The sequence below is a fragment of the Micromonospora haikouensis genome, assembly GCF_900091595.1.
Lineage (GTDB): Bacteria > Actinomycetota > Actinomycetes > Mycobacteriales > Micromonosporaceae > Micromonospora > Micromonospora haikouensis.
Map to the genome: position 1 here is coordinate 43,298 of NZ_FMCW01000030.1, position 22,249 is coordinate 65,546.

General features: G+C 74.9%; 19 protein-coding genes. 8 read left to right on the top strand and 11 right to left on the bottom strand.

All coding sequences use genetic code 11. From position 1 onward, the window contains the following. Positions 1-74: 74 nt before the first annotated feature. Entirely contained in the window at positions 75-965 is an 891-nt protein-coding gene (locus tag GA0070558_RS26205; RefSeq protein ID WP_077940368.1) for an MHYT domain-containing protein, read from the bottom strand. 165 nt (positions 966-1,130) lie between these two features. After that, a complete protein-coding gene (locus tag GA0070558_RS26210; protein ID WP_091284496.1) occupies positions 1,131-3,932 on the bottom strand; it encodes a DEAD/DEAH box helicase in 2,802 nt (933 codons plus the stop codon). 180 nt (positions 3,933-4,112) lie between these two features. Between GA0070558_RS26210 and GA0070558_RS26215 the strand changes: the two genes are divergently transcribed. The 5 genes from GA0070558_RS26215 (at position 4,113) to GA0070558_RS26235 (ending at position 9,293) form a co-directional block, all read left to right on the top strand. Beyond that, positions 4,113-4,787 (top strand): HAD family hydrolase, encoded by a 675-nt coding sequence (locus GA0070558_RS26215; RefSeq protein ID WP_387106556.1) that lies wholly within the window; start codon positions 4,113-4,115, stop codon positions 4,785-4,787. A 230-nt stretch (positions 4,788-5,017) separates the two neighbouring features. Continuing rightward, the gene (locus tag GA0070558_RS26220) at positions 5,018-5,722 is read left to right on the top strand and encodes a tryptophan 2,3-dioxygenase family protein (protein ID WP_091284498.1); all 705 of its coding nucleotides are present in this window, start codon (positions 5,018-5,020) and stop codon (positions 5,720-5,722) included. Between the two features lie 63 nt (positions 5,723-5,785). Next, positions 5,786-7,096 (top strand): hypothetical protein, encoded by a 1,311-nt coding sequence (locus tag GA0070558_RS26225; protein ID WP_369523387.1) that lies wholly within the window; start codon positions 5,786-5,788, stop codon positions 7,094-7,096. After that, complete coding sequence (locus tag GA0070558_RS26230) at positions 7,093-8,271, top strand: aminotransferase class V-fold PLP-dependent enzyme (protein WP_256092133.1); 1,179 nt, start codon at positions 7,093-7,095, stop codon at positions 8,269-8,271. Before GA0070558_RS26225 ends, GA0070558_RS26230 begins: the two co-directional genes overlap by 4 nt. After that, positions 8,268-9,293 (top strand): methyltransferase, encoded by a 1,026-nt coding sequence (locus tag GA0070558_RS26235; RefSeq protein WP_091284500.1) that lies wholly within the window; start codon positions 8,268-8,270, stop codon positions 9,291-9,293. The genes GA0070558_RS26230 and GA0070558_RS26235 overlap by 4 nt, the downstream gene beginning before the upstream one ends. A gap of 43 nt (positions 9,294-9,336) precedes the next feature. On the opposite strand, the gene GA0070558_RS26240 is transcribed toward GA0070558_RS26235, so the two are convergent. Together GA0070558_RS26240 and GA0070558_RS26245 are read right to left on the bottom strand one after the other, a co-directional pair. Then, complete coding sequence (locus tag GA0070558_RS26240; protein ID WP_091284502.1) at positions 9,337-10,353, bottom strand: methyltransferase; 1,017 nt, start codon at positions 10,351-10,353, stop codon at positions 9,337-9,339. A gap of 56 nt (positions 10,354-10,409) precedes the next feature. Further along, positions 10,410-10,961, bottom strand: a complete 552-nt coding sequence (locus tag GA0070558_RS26245; RefSeq protein ID WP_218107105.1) for a P-loop nucleotide/nucleoside kinase family protein — start codon at positions 10,959-10,961, stop codon at positions 10,410-10,412. A gap of 543 nt (positions 10,962-11,504) precedes the next feature. Between GA0070558_RS26245 and GA0070558_RS26255 the strand changes: the two genes are divergently transcribed. After that, positions 11,505-12,302, top strand: coding sequence for a zf-HC2 domain-containing protein (locus GA0070558_RS26255; protein ID WP_091284508.1), 798 nt, complete (start codon positions 11,505-11,507; stop codon positions 12,300-12,302). Positions 12,303-12,389: 87 nt separating this feature from the next. Here the strand turns inward: GA0070558_RS26255 and GA0070558_RS26260 are convergent, their stop codons facing one another. The 4 genes from GA0070558_RS26260 to GA0070558_RS26275 form a co-directional block, all read right to left on the bottom strand. After that, positions 12,390-12,998 carry a sigma-70 family RNA polymerase sigma factor gene (locus GA0070558_RS26260; RefSeq protein ID WP_091284510.1) on the bottom strand — a complete coding sequence of 203 codons (609 nt, stop codon included), beginning with the start codon at positions 12,996-12,998 and terminating at the stop codon, positions 12,390-12,392. A gap of 432 nt (positions 12,999-13,430) precedes the next feature. Continuing rightward, positions 13,431-13,931, bottom strand: a complete 501-nt coding sequence (locus GA0070558_RS26265) for a PepSY domain-containing protein (RefSeq protein ID WP_043969191.1) — start codon at positions 13,929-13,931, stop codon at positions 13,431-13,433. Between the two features lie 100 nt (positions 13,932-14,031). Beyond that, entirely contained in the window at positions 14,032-15,315 is a 1,284-nt protein-coding gene (locus GA0070558_RS26270; protein WP_091284514.1) for a sensor histidine kinase, read from the bottom strand. Next, positions 15,312-16,004 carry a response regulator transcription factor gene (locus GA0070558_RS26275; RefSeq protein ID WP_091284516.1) on the bottom strand — a complete coding sequence of 231 codons (693 nt, stop codon included), beginning with the start codon at positions 16,002-16,004 and terminating at the stop codon, positions 15,312-15,314. Before GA0070558_RS26275 ends, GA0070558_RS26270 begins: the two co-directional genes overlap by 4 nt. A 101-nt stretch (positions 16,005-16,105) precedes the next feature. Between GA0070558_RS26275 and GA0070558_RS26280 the strand changes: the two genes are divergently transcribed. Then, complete coding sequence (locus tag GA0070558_RS26280; protein WP_091284517.1) at positions 16,106-16,555, top strand: septum formation initiator; 450 nt, start codon at positions 16,106-16,108, stop codon at positions 16,553-16,555. Positions 16,556-16,728: 173 nt separating this feature from the next. Further along, complete coding sequence (locus GA0070558_RS26285) at positions 16,729-17,982, top strand: hypothetical protein (protein ID WP_256092134.1); 1,254 nt, start codon at positions 16,729-16,731, stop codon at positions 17,980-17,982. A gap of 51 nt (positions 17,983-18,033) precedes the next feature. On the opposite strand, the gene GA0070558_RS26290 is transcribed toward GA0070558_RS26285, so the two are convergent. The 3 genes from GA0070558_RS26290 to GA0070558_RS26300 form a co-directional block, all read right to left on the bottom strand. After that, positions 18,034-18,930 (bottom strand): siderophore-interacting protein, encoded by an 897-nt coding sequence (locus GA0070558_RS26290; RefSeq protein ID WP_091284519.1) that lies wholly within the window; start codon positions 18,928-18,930, stop codon positions 18,034-18,036. A gap of 139 nt (positions 18,931-19,069) precedes the next feature. Continuing rightward, positions 19,070-19,648, bottom strand: coding sequence for a GNAT family N-acetyltransferase (locus GA0070558_RS26295; protein ID WP_091284521.1), 579 nt, complete (start codon positions 19,646-19,648; stop codon positions 19,070-19,072). A gap of 176 nt (positions 19,649-19,824) precedes the next feature. Next, complete coding sequence (locus GA0070558_RS26300) at positions 19,825-22,038, bottom strand: carbohydrate-binding module family 20 domain-containing protein (RefSeq protein WP_091284522.1); 2,214 nt, start codon at positions 22,036-22,038, stop codon at positions 19,825-19,827. Positions 22,039-22,249 lie beyond the last annotated feature (211 nt).

The following is a 22,249-nucleotide window of genomic DNA, read 5'->3' on the forward strand; positions in this document are numbered from 1 at the left end:
GCCAGCCCCGCGGACCGGGCCTGGTGAACGTGCCGGCCGGGTCCGGCGAGGACGGCACTCGGCCCGGCGCGGCGTCAGCGCGGCGGGTCGACGCGGCGGGTCGGGAACGTGCTGCCGGGCCGGGCCAGGGTGCCGCGGGCGCGCAGCCCGACCGGGTCCGGAGCCGGCTGCGGATCCGGCACGCTCGCCCCGGCCGGGTCGACCCGGCGCGCGTCGAGGTAGGCGGCGCCGGCCCGGTCCTCCTCGGTGGGCGCCGCGAGCAGGGCGTAGACCAGCCCCACCACCACGAAGATCACCGCGAGGACGATGGGCACCAGCAGGGTGCTGAAACCGGCGCCGGTGATCTCGCCCTGCTGCTCGTGCAGGTGCACCGACAGGGCGCTCATGCCGGTGAAGTGCATGCCGTTGACGGCGACGCCCATCACCAGCGCGGACGCGGCGACGGCCAGGGCGCGGCGCACGGTGACGGCCAGCCACAGCGCCACGGTCGCCGCGACCACGGCGATCGCCACCGACAGGGCGACCCGGACGCCGTCGTAGCCGAGGGAGCCGCCGAGCCGCATCGCCGCCATCCCGGTGTAGTGCATGGCGGCGACCCCGGCCCCGGTGAACACGCCACCGACGCCGATGCGCAGCGCGGAGACCCGGCCGGTGCCGACGATGGCCAGGCCGATGCCGACCGCGACCACGGCGATGAGGGCGCTGGCCAGGGTGACCGGCACGTCGTAGCGGATCCGGGTGCCCTCGACGGCGAAGCCGAGCATCGCCATGAAGTGCATGCTCCAGATCGCGGTGCCGCCGATCGCCCAGGCGGCGAGGATGCCCCACCACACGCGCTGGCCGGTGGTGGCGGCGACCCGGATGCGGCCCGCGCAGACCAGACCGAGGAACGAGCCCAGCACCGACAGCGCGTAGCTGAGCGCCGGCGTGATCCAGCCGTACTCAAAGTGATTGATCTCCGCCACGGCGGTTGTCCCCCCACCCGGTTACCGACGCGTCAACGACGTGCCGGAGACATGATCGGGGACGCGTTGAACTGCCGCAACAGCACCCCCCGGCCACTTCGGGGGGTGCTGTTGCGGTGACAGTCCGATGAATGGGACCCGCGCCGGAATGACGCAGGGTGACCGTCAGGCGGTAGCGTGGTAGGCGAGGACACCTCGGTTGACGGCGGCGATGGCCTGCCGGGCGGTGGCGCGCAGCTCGGTGGAGGCGCCGCCGCAGTCGGCGACCTGACCGAGCAGGTCGACGACCTGCCGCGCCCAGCGGACGAAGTCGCCGGCCGGCATCTCGCCGTCGAGCTGGTGCCCGCTGGCGAGCACCTTGGCCAGGGCCTCGCCGCGCGCCCAACGGTAGATCGGCCAGGCGAAGCCGAGGTCGGGCTCGCGGGTGACGGCGAGGCCCCGGGCGGCCTCGTCGGCCTCGATGCTGCTCCACAGGTGCAGCGTCTCGTCCACCGCGTCCGCGACGGGGCCGCGCGGCAGCGACGCCCGCTCGTCGGCGTCCCGGCGGGCCTCGAACACCACCACCGACACGGCGGCGGCCAGCTCCGCCGGGGAGAGCCCGTCCCAGACGCCCCGGCGCAGGCACTCGGCGACCAGCAGGTCGGCCTCGGTCCAGATCCGGCCGAGCATCCGGCCGGCGTCGGTGACGGCGCCGTCGGCCGACAGGTAGCCGCGCGCGGTGAGCAGCGCGACGATCCGGTCGAACGTGCGGGCCAGGGAACCGGTGCGGCCGGCGACCCGCTGGCGCAGCTCCTCGGTGTCGCGTTCGAGGCGGCGGCGGCGCTCGGCCCAGCGGGCGTGTTCCTCCCGGTCGGGGCAGGCGTGGCAGGGGTGCCGGCGCAGCTCGGTGCGGAGCTGGCTGAGCGCGTGGTCCTCGCCCGCGCCCTGCCGGGACCGGCCGCCGCGCCGACCGCCGTGCCGGTCCAGGCCGGTGCCGCTGACCTCGGCGGCGAGGTCACGACGGGCCGCCGGGGAACGGTGGTTGAAGTGCTTGGGCACCCGGATGCGGGCGAGCACCTCCGCCGGGGTGGTGAAGTCGCCGGGGCTGACCCGCCCGGCCCACCGGTCCTGGGTGAGCACGAGCGGACGGGGCTCGCCGAACCCGCCGGTGGCCGGGTCGAGCACCACCGCGAGGCCGGCGCGCCGCCCGGACGGCACCCGGATCACGTCACCGACGCGCAGCCGCTCCAGCGACGCCACCGCGGCGGCCTTGCGCTGGTGCTGGCCCTGCCGGGCGATGGCGCGCTCCCGGTCGGCGATGGCCACCCGCAGGGCGAAGTACTCCTCGAAGTCGCCGTGGTGGCAGGCCGCCTCCGCGCCGTACGCGTCGATGGTCTCGGTGTTGCGCTGCACCTGCCGGGCCAGGCCGACCACCGACCGGTCGGCCTGGAACTGCGCGAACGAGCTCTCCAGCAGCGCGCGGGCCGGCTCCGCGCCGACCGTGCCGACCAGGTTGACGGCCATGTTGTAGGACGGGCGGAAGCTGGACCGCAGCGGGTAGGTGCGGGTGGAGGCCAGGCCCGCCACGTGCCGGGGGTCGGTCTCGGGCGACCAGACCACGACCGCGTGCCCCTCGACGTCGATGCCGCGGCGGCCGGCGCGCCCGGTGAGCTGGGTGTATTCGCCCGGGGTGAGGTCGACGTGGGCCTCGCCGTTGAACTTCACGAGACGTTCGAGGACGACGCAGCGGGCCGGCATGTTGATGCCCAGCGCCAGGGTCTCGGTGGCGAAGACCGCCTTGACCAGGCCCCGGACGAACAGCTCCTCGACGACCTCCTTGAACACCGGCAGCATGCCGGCGTGGTGGGCGGCCAGGCCGCGCTCCAGGCCGTCGAGCCACTCCCAGTAGCCGAGCACCGTCAGGTCCTCGCCGGGGATGGCGGTGACCCGGGACTCGACGACCCGGCGGATCTCGGCGCGTTCCTCCGGGTTGGTCAGCCGCAGGCCGGCGGCGAGGCACTGCTGCACGGCGGCGGCGCAGCCGGCGCGGCTGAAGATGAACAGGATCGCCGGCAGCAGCCCCTCCCGGTCGAGCCGGTCCACGATGTCCGGGCGCAGCGGGCCCCGCCAGCGCGGCCCGCGCCGGCCGCCGCCCGGCCCGGCGCTGCGCCCCTCCCCCAGCTCCAGGCGGCGCATCGTCTCCCGGGTGTAGCGCAGCAGCTCCGGGTGCACGTCGTGCTTGCGGGCGGCGTCGGCGTCGTGGAACAGGTCGAACATCCGCTTGCCCACGAGCATGTGCTGCCACAGCGGCACCGGGCGGTGCTCGCTGACCACCACGGCGGTCTCGCCGCGCACGGTGACCAGCCAGTCGGCGAACTCCTCGGCGTTGGAGACGGTCGCCGACAGCGAGACCAGGGTCACCGAGGCGGGCAGGTGGATGATCACCTCTTCCCAGACCCCGCCGCGGAACCGGTCGGCGAGGTAGTGGACCTCGTCCATGACCACGTAGGCCAGGCCCTCCAGGGTGGCCGAGCCGGCGTAGAGCATGTTGCGCAGCACCTCGGTGGTCATCACGACCACCGGGGCGTCGCCGTTGATCGCGTTGTCGCCGGTGAGCAGGCCGACGTGCTCGACGCCGTAGCGGTCCACCAGGTCGTGGTATTTCTGGTTGGACAGCGCCTTGATCGGCGTGGTGTAGAAGCACTTGCGCCGGGTGGGCGGGGGGCCGTCGCCGTCGGCCGCCGCCGGCCGCGCGGGGGCGCCGCGCAGGGCCAGGTGTACGGCGAACTCGCCGACCACGGTCTTTCCGGCGCCGGTGGGGGCGCAGACCAGCACGCCGCTGCCCCGTTCCAGGGCCTGGCACGCCTCCCGCTGGAAGTCGTCGAGATCGAACCCCAGGTCAAGGGCGAACTCGTCCAGCGCCGGGAACTGTGAGGCCTGCGCGGCCCGGCGGCGCGCCGCGGCGTACCGCTCGGCGGGGCTCGACATGTCCCCAAGATTAGTGCGTGCCTCCGACGACCACCGCCTCAAGGCCGTCCGACAGGGGGGTCGGGGGCGGTCGGTAGGGTGCACGGCGTGCCGGATCATGCCGAACCGACCCAGTCGACCCCACCCAGCGCCGACGCCGCCGCGGGCGCCCGGGCGTCCCGTCGGCCCGTCGAGGCGGTCCTGTTCGACTTCCACGGCACCCTCGCCCAGGTGGAGGACCCCCACGACTGGGTGCTCGCCGCCGCGCGGGCGTGCGGGGTGAGCCTGGAGCGCATGCGGGCCACGGCGCTGGCCGACCGGCTCCTCACCGCGGGCCGGCCCGGTGGCCCGCTGCCGGCGCGGGTGCCGCCGGCGCTGGCCGAGCTGTGGTCCGAGCGGGACCTCTACCCGCACGCCCACCGGGGCGCGTACACGGGGCTGGCGGAGACCGTGGACGCCGGGATCGACGGCCTCGCCGACGCGCTCTACGAGCGCGTGCTGGTGGCCGAGGGCTGGGTGCCCTACCCGGACACCGCGCCGACCCTCGCGGCGCTGCGGTCGGCGGGGGTGAAGGTGGCGGTGGTGAGCAACATCGGCTTCGACATCCGGCCGTTCTTCGCCGCGTGGGGCCTCGACGCCCTGGTGGACGCGTTCGTCCTGTCGTACGAGGTGGGGCGCTGCAAGCCGGATCCGGCGATCTTCTGGCGGGCCTGCGGGATGCTCGGGGTGGACGCGGAGCGGGCGCTGATGGTGGGCGACACGGCGGCGGACGCCGGTGCGGTGCGGGCCGGCTGCGCGGTGCTGGTCCTGCCCGAGGCAGAGCCGGGCCGGCCCAACGGGCTGGGCTCCGTGCTCGACCTGACCCTGCCCGGCTGATCCCACATTCCGGTTTCGTCCGGCGGGACTCGTCTCCCATTCGGCGGCCCGCCGACGAGTCGCATTCTTCTCGATAGAAACGGCCGAGAAGGATGCATTTACCCCCACCGGTGGGCGGTCGCAGCCGGGGGGCGTGACATATTGCTCGACGTCGTTGGATAATGTCCGCCGCGATGAGTCGTCGCGGGTCGCGTCCAGGTGCCCCGACGCCAACCGAAGGGGACAATTCCGTGAAGCGGGACCACTCACCCGTGCTGCCGGGCGACGGCGACACCGACTACGCGCGTTACATGCGCGTCGACGAACTGCTCGACCTGCAGCGCGGCCCGGATCAGGTGATCTGTCGCGACGAGCTGCTCTTCCAGGTGGTCCACCAGTCGACCGAGCTGTGGCTCAAGCTCGCGGCGTCGGAGCTGCGCGAGGCCGCCGCCCGGCTCGACGCCGGCGAGCCGGGCGCGGCGGAGCTGCTGCTGACCCGGGCGACGCTCGGCGTGCGGCTGGTCACCGACCAGCTGGAGATGTTCCGCCACCTGTCCCCCGCCGACTTCCAGGCGATGCAGCCGGCGCTCGGCAACGGCTCCGGCGCCGAATCGCCTGGCTGGCGGCAGGTGCAGGCCGCCAGCCGGCGGCTCGGGCGGGCCTTCGCCGACCATCTCGCCGCCCTCGGCGTCGACGTGTCCGCGCTGCCGGGCACCGACACCGCCGATCCGCTGCACCGGCTGGCCGAGGCCATGGTGGAGTGGGACGAGCGGGTCGCGTCCTGGCGGGTGCGGCACTACCAGGTGGCCCTGCGCATCGGCGGCCACGGCCCGGCCGGCACCCCGGGCAGCCCGGCGACCATGCTCGCCCGGCTGATCGACCACCGGTTCTTCCCCGAGCTGTGGCAGCTGCGGGTGGGTGCCGCCGGCCCCGCGCCGGCCGCCCCGCGGGCCTGACCCGGCCGCCGCCGAAATCGCCGGTTCCTCACCGTCCGTATTTAACACGATCGTAATGTTGAGGTGCCGTTCGTGCGTGAGCTGACGTCTTGGCGGTCCGGCCTATCCGATCCCGGCGACTTTCCCTACTCTGCGGTGCTCGGCGAGTTCCAGCGCGTCGGTAAACACTTTGTCGAAAAAGAACTGCTCGCACTTCTCGACGACATTCGGACGCGCGTCGTCGCGGCGGCGGGGCGCGCCGCCGGCGGGCCCACGGACCCGCACCGGTTGCTGCGTGACTTCCTCGACGTCGCGCTCGACAAGTGGGACGGCCGCTACGACTACCGCAGCTACCTGGCGCTGCCCCTGCTGCGGCTGCCCTGCACGACGGACGACCCCGTCGCCGGCCCGGGGAACACCCCGCAGACCGACCCGGCGGACGCCCGCCGCGCCTCCGACCGGCTCCTGCTGCGGCTGGTCGCCGACGCCCTCGACTTCGAGCTGACCGCCGCGGCCGGGGCCACCGCCCTGCTGCCCGAGCAGCGCCCCGGCCCGGAGACGGTCGCGAAGCGCCTGCGGCTCGGCGTCCGGGCCGCGCTGCCCGCGGTGTCCCGGCTCGACCCGACGCGGACGGTCGACGAACGGGAGCCGGCCGCCGCGGCGAGAGCCCTGCACGCCCTCGCCGCCGCCGACGTCACCGACGACGAGGAGCGCCGGCTGCGGCTGAGCATGCTGCCGGTGTACCGGTCGCACGACGAGTACCTGTTCGTCCGGGTGCTCCAGGCGTACGAGTGCGTCTTCGCCGGGCTCGCCGACGAGCTGCGCGGCACCGTCGCCGCCCTGACCACCGGGGACCCGGCGGCGGCCGACCGGCTGGCGTACGCCCGCGACCGGCTCGCCGCCGCCGGGCCACTGTTCTCGCTGCTGGCCACCATGCAGCCGGAGTCCTTCCGGACCTTCCGGGAGTACACCGAAGGGGCCAGCGCCATCCAGTCGCGCTCCTACAAGCTGGTGGAGTCGCTCTGCCGTACCCCCGAGGGGTCGCGGTTGGACTCGGCGGCCTACCGCTCGGTGCCGGAGGTGCGCGAGTGGGTGCTCGCCGGGCACCCGTCGGTCGACGCGGCCCACCGGGCGGCGGTGCGCGCCGGCCGGCTCGCCGGGGCCGACCGCGACCGGGTCGAGCGGGAGATGCGCGCCTTCGCCGACGCGGTGCTCGGGTGGCGGCGCACCCACCACCGGCTGGCGGTCCGGATGCTCGGCGCGCGCCCCGGCACCGGCTACACGGAGGGCACCCCCTACCTGGCCGCCGTCCGCTCCACCCCCGTCTTCACCGCCGTCGGCCACGACCCGTGCCCGGCGGCCCCGCCGACGAACACCGGAGGCTGTCCCGAGTGAGCACACCCGACCCGGCCCCGGCCGCCGACGAGGCGCGCTGCCTCGACGCGGACGCCCACGCCGCCCTGCGCGCCGAGTTCCCGCTGCTGGGCACCTGCGTCTACCTGAACAACAACTCCACCGGCGCGGTCCCGCAGGGCGCGCAGCGGGTCCTGGCCGACTACTGGGAGACCCTGCGCGGCTGGCGCGACGACGTGTGGCAGGGCTGGCACGTCGGCCTCGACCGGTACGCCGACTCGGTGGCCGCGCTCATCGGCGCGCCGGCGGGCAGCGTGGTCACCGACGCGAACCTGAGCACCCTGCTGGCCCGGATCGCCTCCTGCTTCGACTACCGCCCGCCCCGCGACCGGGTCGTCACCACCGACCTGGAGTTCCCGACCGTGCCGTTCGTCTGGAACGCGTTCGGCCGCTACGGGGCGCACGCCGACGTGGTCGCCACCGGCGGCGTCCGGTTCGACCAGGACGCCCTCGAGGCGCGCATCGACGAGCGGACGCTGCTGGTGTGCGTGCCGCACGCCAGCTTCGCCTCCGGCGACACCATCGACCTGCCCCGGCTCGTCGCCCACGCCCACGACGCCGGCGCCCTGGTGGTCGTCGACGCCTTCCAGACGGTCGGGGTGCTGCCGCTGGACGTGACCGCGCTGGGCGTGGACGTCGTCCTCGGCGGCGCGCACAAGTGGCTGTGCGGCGTCGGCACCGCCTTCTGCTACGTCCGGCCGGACCTGACGCCCCGGCTGGAGCCGGCGGCGACCGGCTGGCAGGCCGGGGACGTCGCGCTGACCTTCCGGCCGTCGACCGGCTGGGCGGCCGGCGCGCAACGGTTCGCCGGCGGCACGCCGTTCCCGCTCACCTCGCTGGTCTCCCAGGTGGGCCTGGACCTGCTGGCCGGCGTCGGCGTGCCCGCGATCCGGCGGCACTCCCTGGCCTGCACCGGGCGGATCATCGAGCGGGCCGCCGCCGCCGGGATCGCGGTGGTCAGCCCGACCGAGCCGCACCGCCGCGGCGGCGTCGTCTGCCTCGACGTGCCCGACGGGGAGGCGGTCAAGCGGCGGCTCGCCGCGCGCGACGTGATCTGCAGTTGGCGCGGCTGGCTGCGGGTCGGCCCGCACGTCTACAACACCGTGGAGGAGGTCGACGTGTTCATGGACGCGCTGGAAGAGGAGGTTCGCCGGTGAACGTCACCCTGTCGCCGCGGGCGCTGATGAGCCTGCTCGCCAACGGCCCGAAGGCGATGGACGTGCTGGAGACCGCCCTCACCCTGGGCCTGCTCGACGCGCTGGAGCCCGGCCCCGCCCGCCTCGGCGACCTCGCCGAACGGTTCGGTTTCCGGCCGCTGCGGCTGTACAAGTTCCTGGACTGCCTGGAGAGCCTCGGCGTCGTCACCCGCGAGGAACCCGACGACCACATCGCCGACGCCCGCTACCGGGCCGAGCCGGGGCTGCGCGACGCCGTGGCCGCGGTCGTCGGGCCGGACGCCGTCGAGCGCGACCGGGACCGCTACCCTTGGCGGGTGCTGCACGGCCGGCTGGCCGAGAGCCTGCGCGGCGAGGTCGGCATGACCGACGAGGACTTCGCGTGGCCGCCGCGAACCGACGAGCAGACCGCCGCGTTCGAGCGGAGCATGGCCGTCGGGCTCGGCCCGGTGCTGGAGACGCTGCACCGGCACGCCGACCGGCTCTGGGCGGACCGGCGCCGCCTGCTCGACGTCGGCGGCGGCGACGGCACCCTCGCCGCCCGCGTGCTCGACGACGCCCCGCACCTGCGGGCCGACGTGTTCAACCTGCCGGCGGTGGCGCCCCTGGTGGCCGACACCCGGCAGCGCTACGGCCACCCGGACCGGCTGGGCTTCGTCGGCGGGGACTTCTTCGCCGAGCCGCTGCCGACCGGCTACGACGCGCTGGCGTTCGTCCGGGTGCTGCACGACTGGCCCAACGACGTCGCCCGCCGGCTGGTCGAGGCGGCGTACCGGGCCCTCGAACCGGGCGGGCTGCTGCTCATCGGCGAGGAGTTCCGCACCCCGGACCGGCTGGCGATGCAGTTCTTCTGGAGCTACTTCCTGATCGGCGTCGACACCTGCGTCAGCCGGCTGCGAGAGGTCGAGTTCTACACGGGGCTGCTCAAGGAGGTCGGCTTCGAGCGGGTGGCGGTGCTGCCCGGCGGATGGGAGCTGGTCACCGCGTACAAACCGGCAGCCTGACCGGGTCGGGCGGGCCTGGTGCCCGCCCGACCCGGGGCGCGCGTCAGGCCCGGCGGGCCACCACGGCGCCGTTGGCGCCCGGCGCGTCGAACGTCAGCCGCTCGATGTCGACGAAGCCGGCGTCGGCGAGCCACGCCGCGTACTCGGCGCCGGAGTAGTTCTTGCCGCCCTCGGTCTCGACCAGCATGTTCATGCCCATCAGGGCCGCCTCCGGCGGGCCGGTGCGGTCGTCGTCGAGCAGCAGCTCGCAGATGACGACCGCACCGCCGCGCGACAGCGCGGCGTGGCACTTGGCCAGCAGCGCCCGGTTGGTCGGCTCGTCCCAGTCGTGCAGGATCATGCTGAGCAGGACGACGTCGTGCCCGCCCGGCAGCGCCGGGTCGGCGAGGAAGTCGCCCGCGACCGTGCCGATCCGGTCGGCCAGGCCCTCCGCCGCGATCCGCTCCTGCGCCTTCGCGCACACGTGGGGCAGGTCGAGGATCGTCGCCCGCAGCTGCGGCAGCCGGCGGCAGAACTCGATCGGGAACGCCCCGGCCCCGCCACCGACGTCGAGCAGCCGGGTGTGCGCCCCGAAGTCGTACGTGTCGGCCAGCGCGCGGGCGGTGAAGCTGGAGGTGGAGAACATGGCGTCCCAGAACTGCGCCACCATCTCCGGGTCGACGGTGTCGAACAGCGACTGCTGGGACTGCGGGTCCCAGGTCAGCGGCCGGTTGGTGCGCAGCGCGTCGGCGATGCGGTGCCACGGCAGGTAGGTGCGCAGGTCGGAGTAGCGCACCTGCGCGCCGAAGTAGTAGGGCCGCCCCTCCACCAGGAACTGCTCGGCGAGCTCGGTGTTGCGGTAGCCGTCGCCGGCCCGCTCCAGCAGGCCGAGGGACGCGCTCGCGGCCAGCAGGAGGTCGGCGGGGCGCTCGTCGAGCCCGAACTCGGCGGCGGCCTCGGCGACGGTGATCGTCCGGCCGCCCGCGAGGCGGGTGAACAGCCCGAACTCGACGCCGACGGCGAGGGTCTTGAACCCCCAGACGCCGGCCACGAGGCGCATGAGAGGAGAGGGATTGATCATGAAAGCATGAGATCACAGCCCTCGGCCAATCCACAGTAGACACCCCGGGGGTCCGGCTACCCGCCCGCCGGCCGGTCTCGCCCCCGCCCCTCGACGGCACGGCCGTGCGCGAGCGAGGGCCACCGGTCCACGGCCCACTCCCACCAGCTACGCCACCCCGGCGGCGGGCCGGGAACGTCGCCGCCGAGTTCGGCGGCATCCGGTGCCTGGAACTGCCCCCGCCAGGTGTCGATGTCCGCCACGCCCATCGGGAAGGTCGTGTGCGGCGCCGTCGCCCGGCGGTGGGTGATCCGGGCGAGCTGGGCGTCCCGGTCGACCGGCAGGTAGACGACGTGGCTGGCCACCCCGGCCGAGGCGGCCAGCCAGCGAAGGGCCGACCGTTCGTCGCGGCTCCAGAGCCCGAAGTCGAGCACGACGTCCACGCCCAGGCCCAGCGCCTGCAGGGCCAGCGCGATGAGCCGTCCCTCCAGCAGGTCGCGCTTGCCGGCGGGCTGCGACCCGTCGAACAGGGGGATCATCCACTCGTCCGGGGTCAGCCGCAGCGCGCGGTGCGCCGCGGCGAGTTCCTCGGCCCGGGTGGTCTTCCCGGCCCCGGGGAGCCCGACCATCAGGAACATCGTGGCGGTTTCGGGCGGCACGTCACGGTTCGGCGTCGCGGCGGGTGCGGCTGCGGCTGCGGCTGCGGCTGCGGCTGCGGCTGCGGCTGCGGCTGCGGCTGCGGCTGCGGCGAGCCTGTCGGTTCCGGTGCGGGATGCCCCGGGCGGGCCGGCGAAGGTGGCCGGGTGCGGTGGACGAGACTGCTGCGACATGGGTCTGCTCCCCGGATCACGCGGGACGATCCGGCAGCCCGCCGAGACGCGCGGGCTGCCGGCGGGACACCGATCCGGCGGTACGCCCGGCCCTGACCCCGACGGGGCGGGCGACGAGGCCGCGGTCACGGGCAACCGCGATACCGCCGCTATGCGGCGGCGCGGACGTCCATCGCGGCGAAGCAACCCATGCGCCCACCGTAGCCGAAGACGCCGGCCGGGCCGCCGAGCGCTCGGCCGGGTCGCCGAGATCCACTGCGGGACGCCTCGCCGTCGGAGCTCGTCCCGACGCCCACCGGATCGCGCGGGAACCACGCCGCGCCGCCGAGCGACTATCGGTACATGCGGTGCGAGCGGTGGCGGGAGATGCTGTCGGCCCAGTTGGACGGGGAGGAGACCCCGACCGAGCGGGTCGCGGCCGAGGGGCACCTGGTCACGTGCGGTGACTGCCGGGCGTGGTTCGAGACGGCCGCGGCGGTGACCCGCCGGGCGCGTACCCGGGTGGTGACGGCGACGCCCGACCTGGCCGACACGGTGCTCGCCGCCGTCGCCGCCGCGCCGCCGACGCGGCGGCGGTGGTCGGCGCGACGGTGGCGGGAGCGGCTGGTCGCCGGGCTGCGGGCCACGCTGGGGCTGGTGGGGGCGGTGCAGGTGGTGTTGGGGCTGGTGCAGGTGGGCCGGGGCACCACCGTCGCCCACGCGCACGCCACCGGGCAGCACCTGTGGCACGAGTCGGCGGCCTGGAACGTCGCCGTCGGCGCCGGATTCCTGTTCGTGGCGGTACGGCGGTTCCCGCCGGCCGGCGTGCTGCCGATGCTCAGCGCCTTCGTGGCGACCCTGGTGCTGCTGTCGGTGAACGACCTGGTGACCGGCCAGGTCGCCGTGTCGCGGCTGGTCAGCCACGCGATCCTGGTGTTCGGCTGGGTGCTCACCGCGCTGCTGTCGCGCCCCGGCCTGCGGCCGGGTGGGCCCGCGCCCCGACAGGGCCGGTCGTCGGGATCCCGCTGGCGCGTCGAGCTGGACGCGCCCGAACCGTCGGCGCCGGCGCTGCGGCTGCTGCCCCCGCACCCGTACTCGGCGCGGGCCCACGCCCGCCCCGCCGCGGCGGCCGACGGGCGGGACGACCGGCAGGCCGCCTGAGCGGGCACCGGTTCCCGCGACCCCCGAGGGCGTCTGGACCGGACGCGGGGGCAGCCCACCGACCCGCGGGGCGGGCGCCGGGTGGGCTCAGCCGGCCCGCCTCGACCGGGTCGGCCGGCTGTCGGCGTGCCAGGCCGCCACGAGGTCCTCCCGCGCCCGCGCCACCCGGGAGCGGATCGTGCCGACGGGGCAGCCGCACACCTGCGCCGCCTCGGCGTACGACAGGCCGGCGACCTGGGTGGCGACGAACGCCTCCCGGCGCTCCGGGGCCAGACCGGCGATCAGCTGGCGCAGGACGACCCCGTCGTCCGTGCCCGGCTCGGCCATGCCCGCGCCCTCCGCCGCCGCCTGCCAGTCCGGCAACGCCGCCGTGCGCGGGCGGGTCACCGCCGTGCGGACGTGGTCGACGGCGACGCGGCGGGCGATGCTGAACACCCAGGTGCGGGCCGAGGACCGGCCGGCGAAGCCGGGCAGGCTGCGCAGCGCGCGCAGGAACGTCTCCTGGGTGAGGTCGTCGGCCTCCCCGGGCCCGGCGAGGTGGGCCAGGAACCGCCACACCGGGCCCTGCAGGGCCCGCACGAACGCGGCGGCCGCCGGCTGGTCGCCCGCGCCGGCCAGTCGGGCCCAGCGGGTCACCTGCTCGTCGTCGGCCCCCGCGCCGGCTGCCCACCCCGCGCCGCCACCGGGGCCGCTCACCGGCGGCCGTCCGCGCCGGTGCCGATCGTCGGCCGCGACGGGCGGTGCCGTCGGGCGCTCACCTGGACCGGTACGGTCCGCGACGCTGCTCGGTTCACGTGGTCTGTCTCCCGGCCCAGCTCCGGCGGTTGGCACCCTCCGCCGGGGCGAAGGGCCGATCTCGATACGCCGCCCGGAAGCGCCGCACCCCGGTTTGTCGGCCCCCACCCCCAAAAAGTTCCCACCCATTCATTCCCCGCCCACCCCGCCCGCCTCGGTGATCAAGAGAAAAGCGTCAGGGTTGATCTCGACGGTGACGCAAACCTCTTGATCACGGAGCTGGGGGCAGGGATGCGTGGGCGCCGCCCGACGCGGACGAGCGGGCCGCCCCCCATCGGGGGCGGCCCGCTCGTGTCTCACGGTGACGTACGGGCGTTCGGCCCGCCGTCCGGCTCAGTCGTCGTCGCGGTCGTCATCGTCGTCGCGGTCGTCCGCGTCGTGGTGATCGTCGCCGTCCACCGGCTCCTTCTCGGCCTCGACCACGGTGCCGTCGTTGCGGTCGACGTCGATCTCGTGTTCGGTCTGCCCGTCGACGATCTCGATGCTCCACACCGCCCGGCCGTTCTCGTCGTCGGCCTCGATCTCGACGATCCGCCCGCCGCCGGCCCGCGCGAGGGCGATCTCGCCGGCCCGCTGCTGGTCGACCTTGCCGGCCGGGGCGCCGGTGTCCGCCGGGGCACCGGTGGCCGACGGCACGCCGGTGGCCGTGGGAGCGCCGGTCGGGGTGCCGCTCGCGCCGTCGTCCGGGGTGGTGGCCGCCGGGGCGGCGGTGGCGGCGGTCAGGGTGGTGCGAGCCACCCGGTCGTCGGCGGCGGTGACGCCGACGGCCACCCCGGCCGCCGCCAGCATCGCCGCGCCGCCCAGGGACGCCATGATCAGGGAGTTGCGCTTCATCTCGGGCACCTTTCCTCGTGTTCCTGCCTAGAAGGATCGGTCCCGGCGGGATAGCGGCGCGCTGCACCGACGCTAAGGCCCGGTTAAGGCCGTGCCGGCGCTAGGAGCCCGACGGCGGCGGGCCGAGCCAGAGCCGCACCTCCGCCCCGCCGCCGCGGGCGGTGCGCAGCTCCAGCCGGCCCCCGGCGGCCTCCGCCGCCCGGCGGGCGATGTCCAGGCCGAGACCGGTCGACCCGGCCGGGCTCGCGCCCCGGGCCACGGTGGCGGCGGGCATGCCGGGGCCGGAGTCGGCCACCGCGAGCAGCACCCGCCCGTCCCGCCGGGCGAGCCGGACGGTGAACGCGGTGCCGTCGGGGGTGTGCGCGAAGACGTTGCCGAGCAGCGCGTCGACCGCGGCGGCCAGCTCGTCGGCGGGCACCCCGACCGGCAGCGGCCCGCCGGCCAGGTCACGGTGGACCTCCCGTCCGGTGTCCTCGGCCAGCACCGACCAGAACGCCACCCGGTCGGCAACCACGGCCGCCGCGTCGCAGCCCGCCGGGGCGGCGGCCGGTGACCGGTCGCGGCGGGCCTGGCGGATCAGGCCGGTCACCGCCCGCTCCAACGCGTCCGCCGCGGCGGCGATCCGGGCCGCGTCCTGCGGATCGGGCAGCGACTCGGCCTCCAACCGCAGGGCCGTGAGCGGGGTGCGCAGCCGGTGGGACAGGTCGGCCACCTGCTCGCGTTCCTGCGCCAGGAGCACCTGGATGCGGCCGGCCAGGTGGTTGAGCGCGCCGGCCACCTCGCGCAGCTCGGCCGGTCCGGCGGGGGTGACCCGCGCGTCCAGCTCGGCGTTGGCGAGCCGGTGCGACACCGCCGACAGCTCGGTGATCGGCCGGACCAGGGTGCGGGCCAGCCGGTCGGCCACGGCCAGCCCCACCAGCACCAGCAGCACGCCGAGCAGGGCCAGCACGAGCCAGGCCCGGGTCACCCCGGCCGTCAGCTCGGCGCGGGGCACGACCGTGCGGATCACCCCGGTGCCGTCCGGCCGACCCTGCACGGCGATCACCACCTCGCGTCCCGCGTCGGACTCCGCGGTGAGGCTCTGCCCGCGTTCGGCCAGGGCCACCGCGGGGGTACGCGGGACGGGTGTGCCGAGCACGGTGTCGCCGGGCAGGTAGACGCTGACCGGGCGGCCGGACTCGGCGGCGAGCTGCTCGACGGTCAGCCGGATGGTCTCGGCGTCGGCGGTGCCCACCACGGGCACCAGGCTCTGCGCGTCGGCCGTGGCCCGGACGGTGGCCCGGTCCTCGGCGACGGCGCGCACCAGCAGCGCCAGCGGCACGAGGAACGCCACGAGGGTGAGCACACTGACGGCGGCGGCCAGCAGCGCCAGGCGGGCCCTCACGCCGCGCCGCCCGGCGGCTCCAGCCGCACGCCCACGCCCCGCACGGTGTGCAGGTAGCGGGGCTGCTGGGCGTTCTCGCCCAGCTTGCGGCGCAGCCACGACAGGTGCACGTCGACGGTCTTGTCCGCGCCGCCGTAGGGGATCTGCCAGACCTCGGTGAGCAGCTCCCGCTTGGTGACCACCTCGCCGGGGCGGGCGGCGAGGTGGTGCAGCAGGTCGAACTCGCGCGGGGTCAGCTCGACCGCGACGCCGTCGAGGGTCACCTGACGGGCGCGCGGGTCGACGCGCAGGCCGCCCACCACGAGCGTGGGATCGTCCGCCCCGGCGCCCGCGCCGCGCCGCAGCACCGCGCGGACCCGCGCGTCGAGCTGGGCGGCGGTGAACGGCTTCACGACGTAGTCGTCGGCGCCCGCGTCGAGGACCCGGACGATCTCGGTTTCGTCGTCGCGGGCGGTGGCCACGATGACGGGCACCGCGCTGACCGCCCGCAGCATCCGCAGCAGCTCCCGCCCGTCCAGGTCGGGCAGGCCCAGGTCGAGCACGACCAGGTCCGGCCGGTTGTCCAGGGCGTCGCGCAGCCCGTCCATCGCGGTCGACGCGGCGGCCACGGCGTGGCCCCGGTCCCGCAGCGCCCGCACCAGCGGCGTGCGGATGGTCAGGTCGTCCTCGATCAGCAGCAGGCGGGGCACACGACGAGGCTAGCCGGACCGGCCGGCGGCGGCCCGGCTCTTAACCCTCCCTTAGCGTCGTCCCATGCCACGGTCAACCCTCGATCGGGGATAGTCGGAGAATGCGTCGTCGTTCGTTACTCGCGGTCGCGGGGTGGCTGGCCACCGCCGTGCTCGCCACGCTGGTCGGGGTGGCCGCCATCCGGCTGGTCGGGGAGAGCATCACCGGCACCCCGGGCGGGGTGCGCAGCCAGGAGGAGGTCGAGCGGGCGCTGGCCACGCCGGCGCCCACGGCTTCCGGCGCCGCCTCCCCCGGCGTCGGCGAGCCCACGGGGCCGGCCGGCACCGGTGCCCGGCGGGCCTTCGCGACCGCCGGCGGCACGGCCGTGGCCGAGTGCGGGCCGGGCGGGGTACGCCTGGTCTCCTGGGCTCCCGCGCAGGACCACCGGGTCGCCGACGTCGACCGGGGGCCGGACGACGACGTCGAGGTCACCTTCGTCGGGCCGGGCGGGGAGCACGAGCTGAAGGTGCGGTGCGTGGGCGGCGAGCCGGTGGCGGTCGCGGACGACTGACCACGGCGACGGGCAGCCGGTGGGCGACGCGACGGGCGACGCCTTGACACGGCGGAAGGCGAACGAAACCATCGATGATGGTCGCTGCCCGGATGGCGCTTGCCGATCCGTCCCGCCGGCCCACCGACTTCCGGGCGCGGCCGGTCCGACGCCACCGCACCCAAGGAGCACCGATGAGACTCCCCGTCCCCCGTCGACGCCCCCGCGCCCGGCGGTTCGGCCTGCCGGTCGCCACCGCGCTCGCCCTGGTCGGCGCGGCCGTGGCGGTCGCCCCGCAGGCCGCCTCCGCCGCCGCCGACGGGGGCATGATCTCGCATTACCAGGACCTGGGCGGGGCCAACCCGCAGTGGCAGCTCGTCCGGGTCGGTGCCGCCGCCGACTGCGGGTCGGGCTCGTTCCAGGCCGAGGCGGTGCTCGGCGGCGGCACCTGGACGGTCCGCAACGGCGGCAGCACGATTCACACCGGCACCGACATGCGCGCCGCCGTGCAGGCCGCCGTGAACAGCCTGACCGCCGGGCGCACCAGCAAGCAGCGGGTCGTGGTGCGCGGCTCCGGCTCGATGAGCGCCGGCTCCCGGATCTCGCTGCCCAGCTACACCACCATCGACGTGTGCGGCACGATCAACGTGACCGGCACCGGCTCCGGCGACCAGGCGCCCATCTACTCCCGGGGGACCACACAGGTGGAGGTGCAGCACCTCACCGTCACGGGCAGCCCGCTGTACGGGATCTTCCTGCGCAACGTCACCAACGTGGTCCTCGGGCAGATCGACATGCGGCTGACCGCCGGGCTGGGTGTGCGCATCGACAACCGCGGCGACACCAGCCAGTGGACGCGCAACGTACGCATCGACAACGTCTACGTCTCCGGGGCCAGCTCGCATGCCGTCGAGACCTACGGCGTCGACGGCCTGACCGTCGGCACCGTCACCGCCCGCAACGTCGGCGAGTCGGGGCTGCTGCTCAACCAGACCATCAACGCCACCGTCACCACCGTCGACGCGGAGAACGCCGGCACCGGCACCGGGTACGCGGCGTTCCGGATGGCCAACCGCAACGGCCGCGTCGGCGACAGCTATCCGACCAACGTCCGGGTGGGCACGGTGCGCGCCCGCGGCGGCGGCCGGGGGATCTTCTGCGTCTCCGAGTCCGGCGGGGCGACGATCGACCGGGTCGACATCGCCAACACCGGCAACAACGCCATCCTGATCGAGAACTGCTACGGCGTGAACATCGCCTCCGGCGGCGGCACGATCAGCGGCGGCGGGGAGGTGCGGCTCGCCGAGCGCGCCGAGTTCCCCGGCACCCGTGACATCACGCTGCGCGACTTCACGCTGGTCAACAGCCGGATCGTGGAGAACCCGTGCGTGGACAACCTGACCATCAGCAACGTCACGCTGAACAACTCGTCGATCAGCCGCTGCTGAGCGAGCGGGCCGCACCGGGCCGCCGCCGGGCGCAGACGCACCGGCGGCGGCTCAGGCGGGGTCGGCCCGGCCCAGCCGCCAGTACCCCATGAAGGCCACCGCCCGCCGGTCCAGCCCCCGCTCCGCCACCAGGTGCCGGCGCAGCGTACGGATGACGCCGGCCTCCCCCGCGAGCCACGCGTACAGCGGCACCGGCGTCGCCGGGGTCGGCACCTCCCAGAGCAGTTCCCGGTCGACGTCGACGTCGGCGACCGGGCCGGCGGCCGGCGTGGGGCCGCAGAGCAGGTCGGCCGCCGCGACGGCGGGCACGAGGCGGCTGCCGTGCCGCCCGCCGGCGCGGGGCAGCCAGGTGACCCGCATGCCGGGCGGCGCGGCGACGCCGAGCGTGTCGGCGGGCTCGGGCACCTCCAGCAGCGCCTGTCCCCGGGCGTCGGCCGGGAGCCGCTCCAGGATGGCGGTGATCGCCGGCACGGCGGTCTCGTCGCCGGCCAGCAGCAGCCGGCCCGCCGGCGGCGGCCGGAACTCGATGCCGCCGTGCTCGCCGTCGAAGCCGGCGTCGGGGCCGAGCAGGGCCGCCCGGTCGCCGGGGCACACCCGGCGGGCCCACCGGGTGGCGGGGCCGCCGTCGCCGTGCAGGACGAGGTCGACGTCCACCTCGGCCAGGTCCGGGCGGGCGGCCCGGACGGTGTACGTGCGGACCGGGTTGCGCAGGTGCTCGGGCAGGGCCCGATAGCGGGCGTACCAGTCGGGGCCCTCGGGGAGGTTCACCCCGGCCTGCCCGGGCAGCGGCAGCGCCAGCTTGATCCGCTGGTCGTAGCCGTTGTCGGCGAACCGGTCGAGGTCGGCGCCGGTGAAGGTGACGCGGACGAACGACGGGCTGAGCCGCCGCACGGCGCGGACCTCGACGTCGAACAGCCGCCACGGCGCGATGGGCAGGGTCTGGGTCATGGCGCCTCTCGGGCTCCGGCGGGGTCCCGTCCCACGGCACCCGGCGTCGATCATCGGACACCGGTCAGGTTAGCCTACCCTTACACAGTCACGCGCGGGGGTGGGCGGCCGTCCCTCCACCGGGCGACCGGCCGCCGGCTCAGCCCCGGGCGGCCACCCGGTCGAGGAAGACCGACCGGTCCAGGAAGAGCAGCTGGGCCCGCTTCTCCGGCAGGTCGATCTGCGGCCCGGGCACGAACCCGGCGCGGACCAGCCGGGCGACCGCCTTGTCGTTGCGCGCGTCCGGCTCGGCGACGATGCGCAGCCGGCCCGGGTCGGCCAGCACGAAGGCGAGGAACGCGTCGAGGACCGCTCCGGTGAAGCCGGGCTCGACGCCGCCGTCCGGCGGGCCGATCAGCAGGTGGACGCCGAAGTCGCCCGGGCGCACGTCGTAGCACTCGCCGACCGGGTCGGCCGCCGGCTCGTACGTCTGGAACAGCGCCGCCGGCCGGCCGTCGCGGTGCACGAGGTAGGCGTGGTGGGTGGCGAGCGAGTCGAGGTACTCGTAGATCTCGCGCACCCGCTCGCGGCTGGCCTCACGCATGCCCCAGAACCGCGATCGCTCCCGGGTGACCCAGTCGTGGAGCACGTCGACGTCGCAGGCCGGCTCGACGGGGCGGATGAGCACCTCGCCGAACCCCTCGACGTGTCGCCGGCAGGTGGTCGATGCGGTCGCCATGTGACTCCTCGGTAGACGACACCGTGACGGACGGTCAGGTCAGGGCAGCTTAGCCACCCCATCGACGGCCGCGCACGTCGCCCGTCCACCCGCGACACCCGGGGCACGTACGCGGACGGGTGGCCGGCCCCCGTCGGTGTCGGGGCCGGCCACCCGCGTCGCCGCGTGCGCGGCGGCTACCTCCAGGTGTCGGTGTTGGTCCGGGTGCCGCCGGCCGGGGTGGTGAACGTCCGGTTCGCACCGGACTCCCAGGTCACGGTGCCGTCGGGGTTCTTCTTCACGTACTTGTACTCGACGGCGGTGTTCGGGGGCAGGTCGACCGTCGCCCGCCAGACCGGGTAGGTGGCCGAGGAGAGCGCCACGGCGTTGGCCGGGTTCCACCCGCCGAGGGCCGCGACGTTGCCGACGACGTAGACGTTCTGGCCGTAGCTGGTCGTGACGGTGGCGTTGAACGAGGTGGCGATCTGCCCGCTCGTGACGGTGTCGCCGCGGAACGTCTCGGTGACCGCGTAGGTGCCGCTGGCGGGGGTGGTGAACGTCCGGTTCGCACCGGACTCCCAGGTGACCGCGCCGGCGGCGGTCTTCTTGACGAACTTGTACTCCACCGCCGTGGACCGGGGCAGGTCGACCACGGCCCGGTAGGTGCCGCCGCCCTGCGCGGTCAGCTTGACGGCGCTGGCCGGGGCCCACGAGCCCAGCTCGGCGACGCTGCCGACCACGTAGACGTCCTGGCCGGCGGCCGGGGTCGCACCGACGGTGAAGGTCGTGGCGATCTTGTCAGTCGGGTTGCTGGTCGGGGTGGCCGTCGGCGACGCGGTCGGGGACACCGTGGGGCTGGCCGTCGGCGACGGGGTCGCGCCGGGGCGGGCGCCCACGTGGATCGCGACCGCGTTGTTGGCCGGGATCGTCACCGACGCCCGGCCGCCGGAGACGGTCACCGTGGCGCCGGCGCAGCCGGACGCGGTGGCGGGGCCGGAGACGACGTCGCAGTACTGGCCGTCGGCGAGGCCGGTGGTGAACGTGGCGGTCGCGGCGCTGCCGGAGTCGTTGATGCCGATCCAGGCGCGGTCGCCGCGGTGGAAGCCGATGACGTTGCTGTTCACCGCCGTGAAGTCCGAGACGGTCTTGACCGACCGCGCGGCGTTGGCCCAGCCGACCATGCCCTTGATGCCGGTGGACTGGGTCAGGCAGTTCCAGGAGCCGCCGCAGACGGTGTCGGTGACGTAGCCGTTGCCGTCGGCCGGCGGGGACTGGTTGCGGTTGGACCAGGAGAAGCTGTCGTAGACCGACGGCTTGCCGTGCGGGTAGGCCAGGGCGAAGTAGTTGGCCAGGGTGTAGTCGCTGCCGTTCTTGTAGGACAGCACGACCCCGTCACGCTCCAGGTCGTGGTTGGTGACCATGGCGAAGACGTTGGCGCTGGGCGCGTCGAGGTTCCAGCTGCCGACGTTGGCGAGCGTGGAGATCGAGCCCTGGAAGGCGGACCTCAGGCCCTTGGCGTACGCGAAGTCGAGCACGTCGCCGTTGCCGATGAAGGCCCGCGCCTTGAGGGCGTCGTTGCTCGCGCCGTCGAAGATCTCCTGGGCGACGTACGGGCGCTTGTTCTCGGCGACGGTGTTGTTCAGCTTGCCGAGGATCGCCGCGAAGTCCTCCTTCTTGACGTGCTTGACGGCGTCCACCCGGAACCCGTCGACGCCGAGGCCGATCATGTCGTTGAGGAAGGCGGCGATCTTGGTGCGGACGCTGTCCTTCTCGGTGTACAGGTCCGTCAGGGACAGCAGCTCGCAGCTGGTGACCTGGGCCTCGTTGTTCCAGTCGTTGATGGTGCCGTTGGTCGGGCAGTTGTCGCCCGGCCGGTGGAAGTCGCCGGTGCCGTAGGGCACCGCGGGGAAGCTGTAGCCGGGGCCGGAGAAGTCGGTGCCGGCGTAGCCGACGACGGACTCCGGGTTGTTCGCGCCGGCCATGTGGTTGACGACCGCGTCGACGTACACGCGCACGCCGGCGTTGTGGCAGGCGGTGACCATGGCCGCGAACTGCGCGCGGTTGCCGAAGCGGCTCTCCAGCTTGTACGACACCGGCTGGTACACCTCGTACCAGGGGTGCACGCCGTCGGCGCTGTTGGGCAGGCTGACCGACTCCTGGGGCGGCGCGACCTGGACCGCGCCGTAGCCGGCGGGGCCGAGGTGGTTGGTGCAGGCAGCGGAGACGGAGTTCCAGTTCCACTCCCACAGGTTCGCCGTGACCTCGCTGTCGTTGAGGGCGACGGCGGCACGGGCGGGGGTGGCGGTGGTGGCGGCAGCGACGATCGCCGGTGTCGCGCCGGCCGCGACGATCGCGGCGGCGAGCAGCAGGCGACCGGCGCGGCCACGGGGGTGTGGCCCTACGGATTCCATGACAGGGGGAACCTTCTTCCGGGGTCGAAGAGGCACTGACGCGTGTGGACGGCCGTCCGGGTAGCGAAACGATGCGGCATACCTGAAAGGGATTGCAAGACCTTGCGGCAAGATTCTTGAAACCCATCGGCAACACCGCCGCCACGTGAACGGTCACACTCCCCCGGAAAGTCGCAGGCCAGCCCGGGACACTCCACTGCGGCGAGTCACC